Annotated in this window: 15 protein-coding genes; 8 read left to right on the forward strand and 7 right to left on the reverse strand. The window is 49.3% G+C overall.

The genetic code is table 11. From position 1 onward, the window contains the following. Positions 1 to 4: 4 nt before the first annotated feature. From ACQ5BJ_RS14970 to ACQ5BJ_RS14990, 5 genes are all read left to right on the forward strand, one after another. Positions 5 to 1,408: a sensor histidine kinase gene (locus tag ACQ5BJ_RS14970; RefSeq protein ID WP_430111228.1), complete on the forward strand. Its 1,404-nt coding sequence runs from the start codon at positions 5 to 7 to the stop codon at positions 1,406 to 1,408. Between the two features lie 80 nt (positions 1,409 to 1,488). Then, complete coding sequence (locus ACQ5BJ_RS14975) at positions 1,489 to 2,940, forward strand: right-handed parallel beta-helix repeat-containing protein (RefSeq protein WP_430111231.1); 1,452 nt, start codon at positions 1,489 to 1,491, stop codon at positions 2,938 to 2,940. Continuing rightward, the gene (locus ACQ5BJ_RS14980) at positions 2,937 to 3,395 is read left to right on the forward strand and encodes a nitrous oxide reductase accessory protein NosL (RefSeq protein ID WP_005543311.1); all 459 of its coding nucleotides are present in this window, start codon (positions 2,937 to 2,939) and stop codon (positions 3,393 to 3,395) included. Before ACQ5BJ_RS14975 ends, ACQ5BJ_RS14980 begins: the two co-directional genes overlap by 4 nt. Continuing rightward, entirely contained in the window at positions 3,392 to 4,231 is an 840-nt protein-coding gene (locus tag ACQ5BJ_RS14985) for an ABC transporter permease (protein ID WP_430111234.1), read from the forward strand. Before ACQ5BJ_RS14980 ends, ACQ5BJ_RS14985 begins: the two co-directional genes overlap by 4 nt. After that, complete coding sequence (locus ACQ5BJ_RS14990; protein ID WP_005543313.1) at positions 4,228 to 4,965, forward strand: ABC transporter ATP-binding protein; 738 nt, start codon at positions 4,228 to 4,230, stop codon at positions 4,963 to 4,965. The genes ACQ5BJ_RS14985 and ACQ5BJ_RS14990 overlap by 4 nt, the downstream gene beginning before the upstream one ends. Positions 4,966 to 5,243: 278 nt before the next feature. Here ACQ5BJ_RS14990 and ACQ5BJ_RS14995 read toward each other — a convergent pair whose 3' ends face one another. Then, the gene (locus ACQ5BJ_RS14995; RefSeq protein WP_040735265.1) at positions 5,244 to 5,993 is read right to left on the reverse strand and encodes an IclR family transcriptional regulator; all 750 of its coding nucleotides are present in this window, start codon (positions 5,991 to 5,993) and stop codon (positions 5,244 to 5,246) included. A gap of 339 nt (positions 5,994 to 6,332) precedes the next feature. Between ACQ5BJ_RS14995 and ACQ5BJ_RS15000 the strand changes: the two genes are divergently transcribed. The 3 genes from ACQ5BJ_RS15000 to ACQ5BJ_RS15010 all read left to right on the forward strand — a co-directional run bounded on the left by ACQ5BJ_RS15000 (position 6,333) and on the right by ACQ5BJ_RS15010 (position 9,844). Continuing rightward, the gene (locus ACQ5BJ_RS15000; protein ID WP_005543315.1) at positions 6,333 to 7,355 is read left to right on the forward strand and encodes an alpha/beta hydrolase; all 1,023 of its coding nucleotides are present in this window, start codon (positions 6,333 to 6,335) and stop codon (positions 7,353 to 7,355) included. A gap of 187 nt (positions 7,356 to 7,542) precedes the next feature. After that, positions 7,543 to 8,829, forward strand: coding sequence for a Fe-Mn family superoxide dismutase (locus tag ACQ5BJ_RS15005; protein ID WP_268598959.1), 1,287 nt, complete (start codon positions 7,543 to 7,545; stop codon positions 8,827 to 8,829). Positions 8,830 to 9,016: 187 nt separating this feature from the next. Further along, complete coding sequence (locus ACQ5BJ_RS15010; protein ID WP_005543317.1) at positions 9,017 to 9,844, forward strand: DNA adenine methylase; 828 nt, start codon at positions 9,017 to 9,019, stop codon at positions 9,842 to 9,844. A 62-nt stretch (positions 9,845 to 9,906) separates the two neighbouring features. On the opposite strand, the gene ACQ5BJ_RS15015 is transcribed toward ACQ5BJ_RS15010, so the two are convergent. The 6 genes from ACQ5BJ_RS15015 to folE form a co-directional block, all read right to left on the reverse strand. Beyond that, positions 9,907 to 10,050 carry a hypothetical protein gene (locus ACQ5BJ_RS15015; RefSeq protein WP_163974398.1) on the reverse strand — a complete coding sequence of 48 codons (144 nt, stop codon included), beginning with the start codon at positions 10,048 to 10,050 and terminating at the stop codon, positions 9,907 to 9,909. 17 nt (positions 10,051 to 10,067) lie between these two features. Beyond that, positions 10,068 to 10,913, reverse strand: coding sequence for a PhzF family phenazine biosynthesis protein (locus ACQ5BJ_RS15020; protein ID WP_289356964.1), 846 nt, complete (start codon positions 10,911 to 10,913; stop codon positions 10,068 to 10,070). A gap of 176 nt (positions 10,914 to 11,089) precedes the next feature. After that, entirely contained in the window at positions 11,090 to 13,447 is a 2,358-nt protein-coding gene (gene helD, locus ACQ5BJ_RS15025; protein WP_430111240.1) for an RNA polymerase recycling motor HelD, read from the reverse strand. Between the two features lie 223 nt (positions 13,448 to 13,670). Continuing rightward, entirely contained in the window at positions 13,671 to 14,186 is a 516-nt protein-coding gene (locus ACQ5BJ_RS15030) for a YcxB family protein (protein WP_005543321.1), read from the reverse strand. Between the two features lie 236 nt (positions 14,187 to 14,422). After that, entirely contained in the window at positions 14,423 to 15,487 is a 1,065-nt protein-coding gene (locus tag ACQ5BJ_RS15035; RefSeq protein WP_005543322.1) for a DUF7309 domain-containing protein, read from the reverse strand. Positions 15,488 to 15,593: 106 nt separating this feature from the next. Then, positions 15,594 to 16,187: a GTP cyclohydrolase I FolE gene (gene folE / locus ACQ5BJ_RS15040; protein ID WP_005543323.1), complete on the reverse strand. Its 594-nt coding sequence runs from the start codon at positions 16,185 to 16,187 to the stop codon at positions 15,594 to 15,596. Positions 16,188 to 16,228: the final 41 nt, after the last annotated feature.

The raw sequence follows: 16,228 nt of genomic DNA on the forward strand, positions 1-16,228 counted from the left end.
ACGCATGAAGCAGCTTACCTTAGCACAGAAAATGTGGCTTATTGTGTGCGCGGCGATTATCGGAACCGTGTCTTTTTCGTATGCGCTCACTCACTATTTCTATGAAAAATACTATGTCGAAAAGGTAGACGAGGGACTGCGGCTGGAAGGGCTGCGCCTTGCAAGCAACTATAGCGGCGGAGAAGTAACCGCCAAGCTGCGCGATCAGATTGATTGGTACAACAAGATGTCAGACTCGGAGGTGTTTCTTGTCACGAATCCTCGTGAATTAAGCGCCTGCCTCCCTTTTGAAATTGAATACGACTCTCTCATCAGCGAGCAGGATCGCCAGCAGCTCCTTCAGGGAAAACCCGTTACCAAATCGGGGTTCGAGGAACGATTCGGCCGTACGATTTTATCTGTCAGCATCCCGCTTCTGGACGAGAATCGCCTACAGGGCATTTTGTTCCTGTACATCCCGCTTGCAACCATTACAGAGATGAATAAGGAACTGACCAGTATTTTCATTCCGATCACCGTCTGCTTCGTGCTCCTGTCTCTTGTGCTGGGCAGAACATTAATCAATCGCATCACGCAGCCTCTTCGCCGCTTGGAGGCTGCCGCCCATGAGATGGCTCTCGGCAATTATGAGCAGCGCGTTCCAATTACGACACATGACGAAATCGGCAAGGTGGGACAAGCCTTCAATCAGATGGCGTGCGCTGTTGCCCAGGAGGATAATCGAAAGAAAGAGTTTCTCGCAAACGTATCCCATGAGCTGCGAACGCCGATCAGCTATGTGAAGGGTTACAGCGAAGCGATTCTCGATGGGGTTGTAGAATCCGTGCAAGACCAGCGCAGCTATCTTGGACTGATCCATCGTGAAGCTGGCCGCATGCAGCGGCTGGTTCATGATCTGCTGGAGCTGGCCAAGCTGGAGAACAATGCCTATCCGCTTGCCATCACCCATCTTGTGTATGCACAGCTTATTGAGGACGTGCTGATGACATACAGGCCCATCCTGTCCCAGCAGCAAATTACACTGGCAACTGAGCTTGATCCGGAGCTTATCATTGAGGCCGACCAAAATCGAATTGAACAGGTTCTCCATAACCTGCTGGACAATGCCATAAGGTATACGCCTAAGCACGGGACAATCAGCATCGGATTGCGTGCAACCTCGAACACCCATTGTGAGCTGAGCATTAGCGATACCGGCATTGGCATTGCCCCTGAACATCTGCCTCACATAAGCGAGCCGTTCTATCGAGCCAATAAGGCGCGAACCCGTAAGGACGGCGGTACTGGTCTGGGGCTTGCCATCGTGTCTAATATTGTCGCTATGCATGGCGGCACGCTGGCTTTGCACAGCATCGAGCATGAGGGCACGACCGCGACGATTGCACTGCCGCGATACAGAGAGACATGAAGACTTGCGGGTTGTCATGCTCCGTTCACACATTCTTTCATCTTTTCACACAATTGTGTCGTAATGTAGGAGCCAAAGGAATGAAGATGGGAACAGGATGGTGGCCAATTGTGACTAATTGCAGGCAAATGAACAGAAAGACGCTGCTAGCCGCTCTAGCATTGCTATTGTTTCTCCTCACCTGCTTCCCAGGCACAAGCAAGCTGTATGCCTCTAACGCTAACGGGAAAATGCTAATCGTTCGTGCCGGAGATTCGATCCAAAAGGCCATTAATGAAGCTGAACGAGACGCAACCATTACCGTACAGGAAGGCAGCTATCATGAACAGCTTGTCATTAATAAGCCGTTGAAGCTGCAAGCTGCCAACAATGCCAAAGTTATGCTGAGCGGCAATCATCAAGGTCATGTCATCACGATTACCGCCTCCGGCGTTTCCCTGAGCGGATTTCAGATTAACCAGAGCGGAAATAAAAAGCAGGATGCTGGTATTTATATCGCCTCCTCGGACAATTTGATCGTGTCCAATACGCTGTCTCGCGTCCAAAATGGCATCTATGTCAACAAAGGACACGGCAATCAGATTGAGAACAACACGATAACGAGCAATAACAACCGTATCTCTAAGCGAGGCAACGGCATTCACCTGTTCTACGGAAGTGGCAATGTCGTGCGAGGCAATGATATTTATAATGTGCAGGATGGCATTTACATTGACTTCGCGGCCGACAGCACGCTAAGCAACAACACGATATCCGATTCGCGCTACGCTATTCATCTTATGTTCGGCAAAGGCGGTCTCGTATCGGGCAATCAATTCACGTACAACATTAATGGAATGATGGTCATGAGCTCCTCCTCCTTTCGAATTGAGCAGAACATCATGCAGAAGCAGCTTGATTATCGTGGTTATGGAGCGCTCCTCTATAACACCGATCGCATCACTATGCGGGGCAACCACATAATGGACAACAGCAACGGTCTCGGGCTGGAGGATGCAAGAGACAGTATGATTGCAGACAATGTCATTGCAGGCAATCATCTTGGCCTTAGTCTGCTGAAGGGCAATACCGGAACTACCCTATCAGGCAACCAGTTCATCGGCAATGTCGTACAAGCACGAAGCTTGGACGACAAGCAAGCCATTGATGACGGCACATCAGGAAATTACTGGGACGACTATTCCTCCTTCGATCTTACCGGTGATGGCATCGGGGAGCTTCCTTACTATGCAAGCTCCATCTATGACAAGCTTCTGCCGAAGCAGCCGCAGCTGCAATTCTACTTCGAGAGTCCTGCCATACAGCTGTGGAACGCTGTCAATCGCATGCTGCCTGCCACTAGCACTGCGAGTGGAGCAGATCGATTTCCGCTTACACAGCGGCCCGTCCCTCAACCGATTGCAGACGGTACAGCACAAGCAGGCCTGGAAGGGGAGCTTCCTGCAGACAATCGCCAACTTATCGGCATCGCGGGATGCTTGTTCCTAATTGGCGGCATATTTATTCTTGCACAAGGGAGGATTCAGAAATGACTTGGAGATTCGGGACAATCGTAGTGGCAATCGGCCTTATGCTCGTCACTTCATGCGGTAAGCCAAGCTATGAACCGCGACCGATTAACCCTGATATCGATGTATGCATCGTATGCAATATGAGCGTAGCGAACGAAAGCTACGCAACAGAGGTTGTATTAACAGACGGCAAGATTATGACCTTCGATGACATCGGCTGCATGATGGATTATATCCAAACGTATCATAATGCAGATAATCCAATTGCTAAATCCTATGTATACGCCGCAAGCAATTGGGTGGAGCTGGAGCAGGCTTGGTTCGCCTACCATCAAGACTTCTGGACACCAATGGCGAATGGCGTGCTGGCCTTTCCAAGCAAGGAAGAAGCAGAGCACTACGTGGCACAGGAGGGCAAAGGCAATGTGTTGTCATTCCCTGACCTGAAGCAGCATAAATGGGACGGTCACCAATGAAGCACATAGGTTCAATTGCGAAGCAGGAAATGAAGCTGATTATCCGCAGCCGCTGGCTGGCAAGCTTCTCATTATTATTTACATTACTGGCGCTATTCATCGTATTCTTCGGCAGCGCCGGTTATCAATCCGGGTATGAAGGGTTTACGAGAATGACAGCCGGACTTTTGAATTTGTCCCTGTTTCTCGTTCCGCTGCTCACCCTGTTAATGGGCAGCACAATGCTCGCGGGAGATAAGGAGGACGGGGGCTACCAGCTCCTGCTCACCTATCCGGTATCGTCTACCTCTATTGTACTCGGCAAATATATAGGCATGCTGGCAGCCATAGGAGCCGTTATCCTAATCGGCTACGGCATTGTCGGAACTGTGCTATGGATCACGAATCGCACTGGCATATTTGCCGCTTCCTTGTTTTTTCTCTTCATCGCCCTGACCCTACTGCTTGCAGCCGTCTTTCTGGCAATAGCTTCGGTCATTGGCGTATATGCCGGTACGCGCTTCCAAGCGCTCGGCATCAGCATTCTGACATGGGCGCTCTGCGTGCTCCTGTACGAATATATCGTGATGGGTATCTCCAGTGTTGTCCCTTATAATTGGATCATTACGCTCTTAACCACATCCATCCTGTTCAATCCAGTCGAGCTGATACGGGTGTGGAGCATCGTTCAAATGAAGAGTGGCATGATATTCGGGCCGACGCTTTATGACTTTACGATATGGGCTGAAGGAAGCGCCGGACAAATTGCCCTCTGTCTGGCGGCTGCAGCGTGGATCATTGTCCCGCTTGTCTTATCCATCATCATTGTGAAGCAGGGGGTGCGCATCCGCGAATGACCACGAATGCGATGATTCAATTCGATAACGTATCCAAGATTTATTCCAAGCAGAATCAGGTGCGCAATATCCACTTCTCAGTTGGTCAAGGCGAATGCTTCGCCTTATGTGGAGGCAATGGCGCTGGGAAGAGCACGATCATTCAGATGATGATTGGAATCGTAAAGCCGACGTCAGGCAGCATTTACTTGAACGGGCGCATGGTATCGTCGAAGGACAACGCCTATAAATCCACATTCGCCTATATGCCGGACAATATGGTATTTCCCCGTTCCTTAACGGGATACGAGGTGCTGCACTTTTTCTCCAAGCTTTTGCAGGTGCCGCGGAATCGCATCGATGAACTGCTCCGCCTCGTTGGATTGGAACGGGATAAACATAAAAAGGTAAGCCACTATTCCAAGGGAATGCAGCAGCGGCTCGCTCTCGCACAAGCGCTGCTGCCTGAAGCACCGATTATCATTCTGGATGAGCCAACTAACGGACTTGATCCTTATTGGGTACATACGTTCAAGGAGCTGCTCCATGCAGAACGCAGGAAGGGAACAACAATCCTGTATTCGACTCATATTTTGTCTGTCGTGGAGGACACGGCCGATACTGTCGCTTTCATGAACGAAGGAGTCATGGTCGCCTGCGATTCAGTTGCTAGGCTTTGCCGTACAGAGAATGGACATCGTTCCTTGGAAGCCGTATTTTATGATACGTGCCAGCGCGTAGCCACTAGTTCGTAATTCGTGCTTCTTCTCTTGTAGTAGAACGATGTCGGTACTTGCTTTAACTGGCGCAAGGTTCGTATCATTCACAGTGCATGCTTAATCATACAATCCCTTAGAAGCATTTTGCTAAGGAAGACCGAATCATTCGCTGTCATTCAAGCCCATCGGCCTGATCATTCCGATAAATGGAATCTCCTTCAGGTTCAATAAATGAATAGGCCCCTCTTCCGCGTCAATCAGAAGAGGGGCCTATTTACTTTCGTGTACGCTGCCCAAGTTCGATTACCGGAACATTACTGCATCGTAAGCAGCATTGTCCCCATACGCCGAGCTGTCTCCATCATCTGCGGAGCAAAGGAAACAAGTGTCTCTGCCGACATTCGGCTAACTGGCCCCGATACCGATAAGGCCGCCACAAGCCGCTGGTTCCGATCCATGATCGGAACAGATACAGCCGCCGCCCCAGGCTCGCGTTCTTCCAAGCTCACTGCATAGCCCAAGCGTCGTACTTCCTCAAGCTGCTTCATATAGCTGTCCTTATCAATGGACGATGGCCAGCGCGGATCACGCAATGCGGCTTCAATCTCATGCATTTCAGCAAAGGCAAGCAGCACCTTGCTGGAAGCTCCCACGAATAACGGCAATCGTACGCCTACCGGCGCTACTCGACGAATTGCCTGATTGCTCTGAACAGCCTGAATCCGTATCCGATCATTGCCATCTCTCACATATAAGCTAACAGTCTCATCGAGTTGATCACGCAGATGCTCCATTTCCGGCTGCAGCAGTTGGGCTGGATCATCTACCTGCGTCAAATTCGCTGCCAGCTCCCATATCCGATAGCCAAGGCGGTATTTATCGCCATTTTTAAGTACGAATCCCCGATCCTCCAGGGTTGTCATCAGCCGATGAACCGTGCTTTTATTCAAGCCAACACGAGTGGCGAGCTCCGTCAGACTCATGTCCCGCTCATTGGCAAAGCACATTAATATATCGAGTGCGCGCTCCACAGCGCGTACAGTTAGCTTTCCTCGTTCTTCCACCATGTATCTCCCTCTTTAGTTCCATAGTATGGAACGGCGTTACAACTAGTATAACTCTCTTCCTCGTTTTCGTAAAGAATCTCATGCCCTGCACTTATCTCCTACGAACGTCCTTTATTTCGACATGATTTTACAGGGAGATTGCAATGTTACGGTACGATTACAAACACCTTACAAATCACGCAAATTCGTTGACCCTATGCGGATTCCCGCATACGATGATGATATGAAGATACCGATTACACGAATAAGCTCCTATCGGGACTTTTGTTCTATATAAATTTCTTTTGCTCGACATTGTTCTTCATTGTTATTCCATCATCGAAGGAGGTCACCCCCATGAGCACACCTGTCATTACATCTCCCGCGCTTCAGCCTGAATGGCTTGGCCCTTCCGGGGCCGCCCCTGCCGCGGCCCGCAGACTTCGAGTGAAGCATGTAGCGATTGCGCTGTCCTTATCGACCTTCTTCGCTGCAATAGTCATTTTTCTCGCCCTGCATGGATTCATTGCTTGGATGTTCGCCAATCCGCAGGTACCTCCTCTGTTTTCGAATCCGATGGAGGCCAAGGGCATGAAGTATGAAACAGTATCATTTCCCGCTCGTGACGGTCATACGCTAATCGATGGCTGGTACATTCCATCCGAAAAGCCTTCCAAGCGCACCTTGATATTCAGTCATGGTTACGGAGCCAATCGCGAAGAATACTGGGTTCCGATGTACGATCTTGCCAAGTTCGCCCATAGACTTGACTACAATGTGATCATGTTCGACTACGGCTTTGCGTCCGAACAGCACCCTACCAAAGCTACAGGCGGCCGTTTGGAGAAGGAACAGCTACTTGGCGCAGTGAAGCTGGCGAAGGAGCGCGGCGCAGAACATGTCGTCGTCTGGGGCTTCTCCATGGGAGCCGGAACTGCGCTTCAAGCGGCCCTGCTCACGCATGATATTAATGCTATGATTCTGGACAGCACCTTCTTGCTGGAACCGGATACGTTATATCATAATTTACAGCAGTACACTTCGCTGCCGAAGCATCCATCGCTTGACTTGCTGCGTACGTTCTTCCCAGCGGTAAACGGCACGAGCCTACAGCAGATTCCATACAATGAAGTGAAATCAACGAACTATTCGATACCGATTTTCTTCATTCATGGTACAGCCGATTCTAAGGCGCCATTCGAAATCGCAGAGGGTATAGCTGCTCACCAGTCCAACAAGCTTTCAGAGGCATGGATCGTTCCTAATGCGCAGCATGAGCTTATCTATCGTACCCAACGCAAGGAGTATCTGTCGAAAACATCCGCATTTTTGAATGCGGCCTATCATTCTGATCCTGGCTTCTATATTGCTCAGAACTAAACTTTCAGCTAACTCGTTCGGTACCAGGTTAAGGTTTATCCTGTTTAGCCAAAATCGAAGCTGATTATAAAAATGAAATATGAACCGCAAGCAGCCGGCTTGCGGTTTTTTTATACCCTTTTACATAGGTCAACCTATGAGGATAATACAATAAAAAGAACCACCTTAATCAGAAGGAGGGAGAACATTGCAGCTCATTTACGGGCCGCTTATGCCTGTTCGTGTGTTAGAAGAGAGCACGTACTGGAAACAGCAGGAGAAGAGAAATACAGAAGTTATCCGGGCTGCTGTGCCGCAGCTGGAACCCGAATATGTGCAGCTGCTCGCCCAATGGGAGCAGGTGCTGTCGCAAACGGAGGCGGCGGCCAAGGCCCAATTGCGTACCGCATTACAGCGGCCAGACGCCCTTCAGCCCGAACAGCTTCAACAGCTTCAGGAATTGCTGCGCGCCTCTGTCTATCAGTCCGAGCAATTTGTCCAGCATCTAGAAGCCATCAAGCACAGCAGCCAAGCTGTGCAGCTCACCGAGCACGCCCCTGTCGTCTTGGATCACATTGCAGAACGGTCTCAATATTTCCTCCAAGCAATCAAGCCTGTATTTTACCCAGCACAAGAACAAGGGAGCAGCAGTCCTGTTCGCTCAAGCCATAACACTGAACCACCCGCTCGTATTCACTCTACCGATGTGAACGAGCCTTCTTCCAATTGGCCTCCATATCCACCTTATCAGCATCAACAATATCCACAGCACCAGCAACAGCAGTATTCCATGCAGGGCATTCACGCATTTATAGGCAATTCTCGCAGTTCACAGTTTGAACACAGTGAAGAGTCAGATGATGAGTCCTTCGTTCCTATTGGGGGACACAAGCTTCCACCGCTCCCCTATCCGTATAATGCACTAGAGCCATATATTGATGAAATGACAATGCGTATTCATCACGACAAGCACCACAAGAGCTATGTCGATGGCTTGAATAAGGCTGAAACGGCACTGGCAGAGGCTAGACGCACGAATAAGTTCGAACTCGTGAAATATTGGGAGAATGAGCTAGCCTTCAACGGAGCAGGACACTACCTGCACACTATATTTTGGGATGTAATGAGCCCACAGGGAGGCGGCAGACCAACAGGCCCGCTGCTCCGCCAGATCGAGCACGACTTCGGCAGATATGAAGCCTTTCGGAAGCAATTCACGAACGCTGCTGAGAAGGTAGAGGGAGGCGGCTGGACGATACTTGTCTGGAGTCCGCGCAGCCGCAGATTGGAAATATTGCAGGCAGAGAAGCATCAGAACCTATCCCAGTGGGATATCATCCCACTGCTGCCAATCGATGTGTGGGAGCATGCCTATTATTTGAAGCATCAAAATGAACGGCCGAAATATATCGCTGATTGGTGGAATGTTGTGAATTGGCCTGTAGTTTCTGATCGATTTGAGCAAGCTCGCACCTTAAAGTGGACTCCATTTTAAGTTTGCAACACTATTCGATGAATGAGGAGCATACTTCCTATTTTTCGAGCTTATTCGCCGTTGCGCCGCGCCCTTTTCGTTCTATACAATAATAACTGGAAAATAATTGGGTCATGTGCGGTTCTGCGCCGTGCTTTCCTTTTGTACCAGAACTATGGGTTATCGACATCGAAAGGGGTGAGGCGAATTGCTCAGACCTATTGTGAAATGGGCTGGCGGCAAACGCCAATTACTTCCCTGCATCCGTCCCTTGCTTCCTCCGGCAGACTGGACGCGAGCAGCCTACTTCGAGCCGTTCATCGGCGGAGCGGCGTTATTGCTAGCATTAACGCCAGACAACGGGGCCATTAACGACGTCAACCAAGAGCTCATCAACGTGTACCAAATGATAAAGCAGCAGCCAGACCGACTTATTGAAGAACTGCGCAAGCACCGCAACGACGAGGACTATTATTATGAAATACGTGCCTGGGATCGGAACTCAGAAGCATATACCTCCATGTCCCCTATTAAACGTGCTGCAAGACTGATCTATTTGAATCGGACATGCTATAACGGATTGTACCGAGTCAATGCAGGCGGACAATTCAATGTTCCATTCGGGAAGTACAAGCGGCCAAATATTATACGAGAAACCGCCATTCGCAGCATGTCCGCTTATTTGAATCGCGCTAATATTCGAATGATGGATGGAGATTTCGCTGACGCTGTGCAGGAGGCACGAGCAGGTGATTTTGTCTATTTCGATCCGCCCTATGACACCTTGACTCCAACTGCTGCCTTTACTTCTTATGCCAAAGGTGGATTCGGCCGCCCCGAACAGCAGCGGTTAGCCAATGTATTCAAAGAATTAAGTGAGCGCGGCGTGTATGTCATGCTGTCCAATCATGCAACAGACTATATTCAAGAGTTGTACAAGGGATATCGGATACATACGGTAAAAGCGAGGCGAAGCATTAATTCCAAGGGCGACGGGCGTGGTGTAATTAATGAGGTCATTATTATGAACTACTGAAGTGAATAACGTGATCTGGATATAGGTCTACTTGATGTGCACGTCCCAGCATCATGCCGGCATCAATCCATCTCGTACTTTTTCTTCGCGCGTTCGTAAGCTTCCTGGGCGCGATCCCGCCTAGGAAGCTTACTGTTAATGCGCAGAAGGAGCAAAAGATTGCAGCAGAGCAAGATAAGAATGAGCAGTTCTAACATAATTCCCATTCAGCTCCCTCCTGAACTCATATTGATAACGATGAAAAAGTGAACTGACCTTCCATAATGGATACGGCCGTTCCTGTTAATTGTACGCGCTTCTCTTGCAGTTTCAGCTTCACAATGCCTTCTCTAGCAGAGCATTGACGACCGACAAGCGATGATTTGCCAAGCTTGGCGCCCCAATACGGCCCCGTTGTACAATGTGCAGACCCAGTAACCGGATCTTCATTCACACCAAGTCTTGGGAAGAAGCAGCGTGATACAAAATCAATCCCCTCATGGGCCGATTCATCTGCTAGTGCTGTAACAAGCACGCCTATCTCTTCATGACCGCATGCCTTCAGCTGCTCCCAATTGGGCTGTAATGATCGTACGGTCTGCTCCGAATCGACGGCAGCCACCAGTTCATTCCGGCTTCTGAACACCTCATGAACGGAGCAGCCTAGCGCCTCTTCCAGACGTATGCACAATGCTTCGTCGTCAACAGGCGTTAGCGTAGAAGCAGGGAAATCCAGCGTAATTTCACATTTGTCCCCGTCCTCCTTATATTCTGCATGAAGTATCCCGCTTAGGGTATCGAAGGAGATGCTCTTGCCACGAGCAATTCCGCATTGCCGCAGCACATGAGCCGTTGCAAGCGTTGCATGTCCGCACAAGTCAACTTCGACCTCTGGCGTGAACCAGCGCAGTCCGAGGATGTGTCTATCCCCCTCAGGCGCAATACGAACAAATGCCGTTTCTGATAAATTCATTTCGGATGCAATATGCTGCATCAACGTCTCATTCCATTCCTGCTCGACGAGACATACCGCAGCGGGATTGCCGCGGAATGGCGCATCTGTAAATGCATCTACGATGTATACCTTCATATCCATACCTCCCTAGCTAAGATACCATAGCTTACGATTGGGAAGGCCCGAAACTGTTCTATTTCTGTTCTATTTCATTTCTATTGTTGAACCTATTCCATGCTAATGCTTTTTCGATTCACAGCGTCGTCTCTTGCTGCGCTTATCGAATGGATCAGGCTCGGAATCACCTGATCTCATCCTTTTTGAAAGATGTATGTCTCCTGCGGAACCTCTACTATCCATGGACTTGGCTGGCCTACACTGTACACATGCAGCTCATGCATCGCCCGCGTGCAGGCCACATACAGCAGCTTTTGCTCATTTGCTCGCCCATAAACCGCTTCTGAAGCATCATAAATGACGACGGCATCAAATTCTACACCCTTGGCCAAATACGATGGAATGACAAGCGCTCCTTCTTCGAACGAAACCGTATCTTGTTCCACAAGATAAATAGGAAGCTCGTTCCGCAGTGCCTCATACGCCTCTCTGCTCTCCTGCGCCGTCTTGCAAATAACAGCCACATTGCGATGTCCATTCTGCAGCAGTTGACGTACACGATCCGCTGTCATTCGATTACGCGCTGCACCATCCTTCGCTACAGTTACGGTAGGCTTGCTTCCAGCACGATCGAACGGATCAATATGCTGACCATCAAGCGCAAGATAGCGGGCAAATTCCATAATCGGACGCGTTGTTCGATAGCTGCGCGTCAAGTGGAAGGTTTCCGTTGGCGAGGATCCTCCTATGTCCGATGCTCTCCAACTGCTGTTCATATCCCCTTCCCCGGTATGCGGATATATCGCTTGCTCCCAATCTCCAAGCAGTGTTATGCCGCAGCGCGGAAACATCCGTCTCAGCAGAGCGAATTGGAACGGTGAATAATCTTGTGCCTCATCAATGAACAACTGCCGGATTGAGGTATTAACACGAAACCCCTTAATGCATTCATTCAAATACAAATATGGCGTTGCATCCTCAAACGGCATCTCTCCTGAACGAAGCCGCGCTTCCGTGGCATCACATATCTCATTCCACTCCGCAGGCAAGATTCCAGCAGGCGCACAGCGCTGCGATACTTCTCGTTCTGCAAACAGCTGCCGATATGTGCCTGCCATATCAATGAATTCAAGCTTCTTCACCATCGCGTACAGCGACTTGAATTGCTCATTCACAATGGCAGCAGCAAGCCAATTGCGCTCGCGTTGGAAGTCATCGAATGTCTCCTCCGAGAACTTCTTCTTGCGCTGCAGCTGCGTGTAAGCCTCATGGTATGCATCATCATCGAGCATCTCTACTTCCTCATCCACCCACGGCTTCGAACGTTCTTCTTTGGCTGCTCGATGCAGTTCCCCACGCAGCCATTCCGCCAGCAAGCGCAAGCGATTCGGCAGCGGAAGCGATGCATCATAACGGTAGAGCTGGTCGCATATTTGCTCAGACGTGATCAACACCGCATCGCGGAAGCGAATATCATGGAACTGCAGCCCTTCTGTCCCTAGCCACTTCACATATGCATGGATCATCTCCACATAGCCTCGACCCGCCTTAAAGCGAATCGATACCATACGTGCCGAATAACCCGGATCTCCTGCAGCTGTTAACGAATATTCCATTTGCTCGAATGGATGCTCCAGCTTGAAGCTGTTACTTAAGCGATGCTCTAAATAATCCTGGAATGTCGTCTGCTGCATGTTCCGTTCCCCAAGCTCCGGCAATACGGTCGATACATAACGGTTAAACAAAGGGTTCGGAGAGAACAGGACGATCTGCTCTGCTTGTAGAGTATCCCGATAACGGTAGAGCAAATATGCGATACGCTGCAGCGCAGTCGACGTCTTGCCGCTTCCCGCAGGTCCCGTCACAATGAGTATGCCGCTTCGTTCATTTCGAATAATTCGATTCTGTTCCTGCTGGATGGTCGCGACGATACTCTTCATATGCTCGGCAGAAGGCTGGCTCAGCATTTGCCGCAGCAGCTCATCGCCAATGGTGACCCCTGTATCGAACATCCCTCGGAATCGTCCCTCCGAGATGAGAAATTGCCGCTTCAGCTCCATCATTCCATCGATTTCCCCTACCGGAGTCGAATAATGAGCAGGTCCTGGAGGGTAGTCATAATACAAGCTGGATACCGGCGCACGCCAGTCGTAAACGAGAAATTCACCTTCTGAATTGCGGAAGGATCCGATACCTAGATAAATCTGTTCGCTTCTTGATTCTCCCGTTTCCTTAAAATCAATCCGGGCGAAGTAAGGCGACTTCGACATGCGAGTCAGCACATCCAATTGACGAGCGGCATGCCGATGTCGATGCTCGCGTTCTGTCAGCACCTCTGCCTGCTGCTTCATGCTGGCAAAGGTTTCGATAGCCTCATTGACATCATCCATGTTGATTTTGACATCGTCCCAAAATGTCTTGCGGAATTCGACTACCTCATGCTTGATAGTGCCGATGTCCTGCTGCAGGGGTTCAATGTGCTGCTCAATAGCCTCCATCACTTGAACCGCTCGTTCCTCTTCCAGACGCCATTGTTCTTCCTTCGTACTCATGCAACCACCCGCTTCTTAGAAATATAATAAATTTAAGTTGACAGCATGCGATTCGATATGATATTATATATTTGGGATAAAATATTTTAATTACATATACCCATATCGCATATTTGATCATAACATAACCGTCCTCTGCTTACAAGACGTTGGTTTGGCAATTGCCTTGTCAACTCTTGTCTGCAGAGGACGATTTTATTTGAACGATACAATTGTCTGAATGCTATCCATGTACGATAATCTTTTTCTTCGCATACTTCTCAAGAAGCTGTATGAGCTGCGTTTGCTCTGTTGGGGTGGATAAGCAGGCTAGAGGGATAATATGCGCCTGCATCGAGCTGATGAAGATATACAAGTAGTCTTTGGTCATCCGAATCTCCGGTATCGCATCCCAGTTGTAATGAGCGTTGCCAACTGGAGTCGTCTCATCAATCCCCTGCTCCGTAATCTCCATCGTATGATCTCCAAGCCAGGCCGCATTTTCTTTGGAATCAGCCCATCGCATCACTTTTCTTTTAATCGAAAAATACATAAATACGTTCAAGAGTGCACCCAGCGCTACCCCTACGAGAATCGAGTAGGCCCATGTTTTGCCGATAACTTTAAAAATAATGCTGCAAAAAATAGGCAATCCAATTCGATTTAAGAGCATGATCTTCCGATATTTCGGCATGCTGTACATGACGAATTTATTGAATCTCCAGTAGTCTTCCTTCGTAATATGCATCGAAATTTTCATAGCATAACTCCTTTGTCATAAAAGAATAACTTGAACGCCTGTCCCTCTCATTATACATGCAGCGATAATGTTAGGACACCCAACCTTGCTGACCTGGAAAATACCCCCAACCTAACTTAACTAGCTTAAATTAACAAAAAAAGAAGACATCCTCCGCCTTACAACGAAGAAATGTCTTCTTTCGATTCTCGATTCCTTTAAGACATATAACATGTATAACGTTAATAAATGAGTTCCTATCCTTCTTGCTTGGAGAAATAATCGAACAAATCTCCACGCGCTTCTTCCAAATACGCAAGATGCGGCTCGCGCTCGATACGAATTTTCAGGCGTTGTGCCGTTTTCTCGAATAAATCAACGCATTCATTCGTGCGAATAATAAGCTTTTGCGGACGCACGCCCTGCTCTTCAATGAGCTGCAGGAAGTGATTTAGGAATTCCTGTTCAAAATTGTCATCATAGGCGACATGGAAACCAACGGCCGCACGTGTAGTACGGTCTACCCACAAGCAGAGGCGCGGATAGTACGGACGCTCTCCTTCACCCTTAACGGCAACAGGAGCATAGAAGTATTCCGTTTCCCACTGGCCCTTCTTATTCGGGAAACGGTTCATAACATCATTCAGGCGGTCTCGATCTTCGATTTCGACTTTCACAGGACGCTCCAATACGAAATCAGGATCCATCCAACGATCAGTCCATTCCCCATTTTCCAGTACACGAACCAATACTTGGCCGGATTGCGGCGCAGCCATCAATTCATTATCCTTCTTCACACGCGCTGCCAGATCCATCGCTTGTTCTAAGGCGATCGCCAAGAAACTGACCTGCTTCTCATCAAGCGTCCATGGAACAAACCCCGGGTCATACGCGCGGAACATTGGCCAAGCATTGCGACCGCGGAAGCGGAACCCGAGCTCCTTGATCTGCGCTAAATCGTGCTTTTCCAAATCCGTACGGTCTTCAAAAGTAACCATAATGCATTTTTGGCGGTGCAGCCATGCATTCTGCTCATGATTATCCAGCATCATGCTGTTCAGGCTCTCCAGCCCTTCGCCGCCGCGGAACAACGACAAGCCGAATAAGTAGTCTGTCCCATTCATAATCGTGCAATAGCCTACTTCTCCATCCTCCGGGTTGCTCACGCCAAAAATCACGTTCTCCGGCATCCACTCCCAGCTCGCCTGCTTCTTGAACGCAGAGGCTGCTTCATATAATCTAGCCCACAGCATCTGTTCCGCAGTCAATTCCACTTCTTGTTCTGCATTCTTTTGTTCCGGCTTCTTCTTTGCTTCTGTCATGTGACTTGTAACTCCTCCTGTTCAATTTCCTGTTCTTTCCGAAAAAAACCCCGTCCCATGCCCGGAACGGGGTTCATCAGTTCTCAGTTCACCCACATGCATCACATTACTGCTTAATCAGTGACAAAAATTCCGCGCGCTGCGCTGCATCCGTTCGGAAGCTTCCGCGTGTTGCCATTGTTACCGTCTTGCTTCCTGGCTTCTTTACGCCACGGGCGCACATGCACAAATGCTCGCCTTCCACGACAACCATGACACCGTGCGGCTTGAGCACCTCATCCATAATGTCAGCAATCTCGCTAGTGATCCGCTCTTGCACCTGCAAGCGACGGGAGATTGCTTCCACCAAGCGAGCGAACTTGCTAAGTCCAGCAATCTTGCCGCTTGGAATATATCCGATATGCACCTTCCCGAAGAAGGGCGCCATATGATGCTCACATTGGCTATAATACGTAATATCCTTTACTATGACAAGCTCTTCGTGATTTTCATCGAATGCAACCCCGAGCGCATCACGAGGATCTACCTCATAACCGGCGAAGATCTCCTCATACATGCGAGTTACGCGTGCTGGCGTGTCCAGCAATCCTTCGCGCTCAACATCTTCTCCGACGAGCCTCAAAATTTCCTTAATATGATGCTCAATCTGCTCGCGATTCGCATCAACCTGTGTATTCACATAGTCCTTCAAACCAGCCACGAACGTTCCTCCTTCCGCCGCGCTTGTGAGCATATCTCGTT

It is taken from the genome of Paenibacillus sp. B1-35, assembly GCF_050474385.1.
Classification (GTDB): Bacteria; Bacillota; Bacilli; order Paenibacillales; family Paenibacillaceae; genus Paenibacillus_B; species Paenibacillus_B alvei.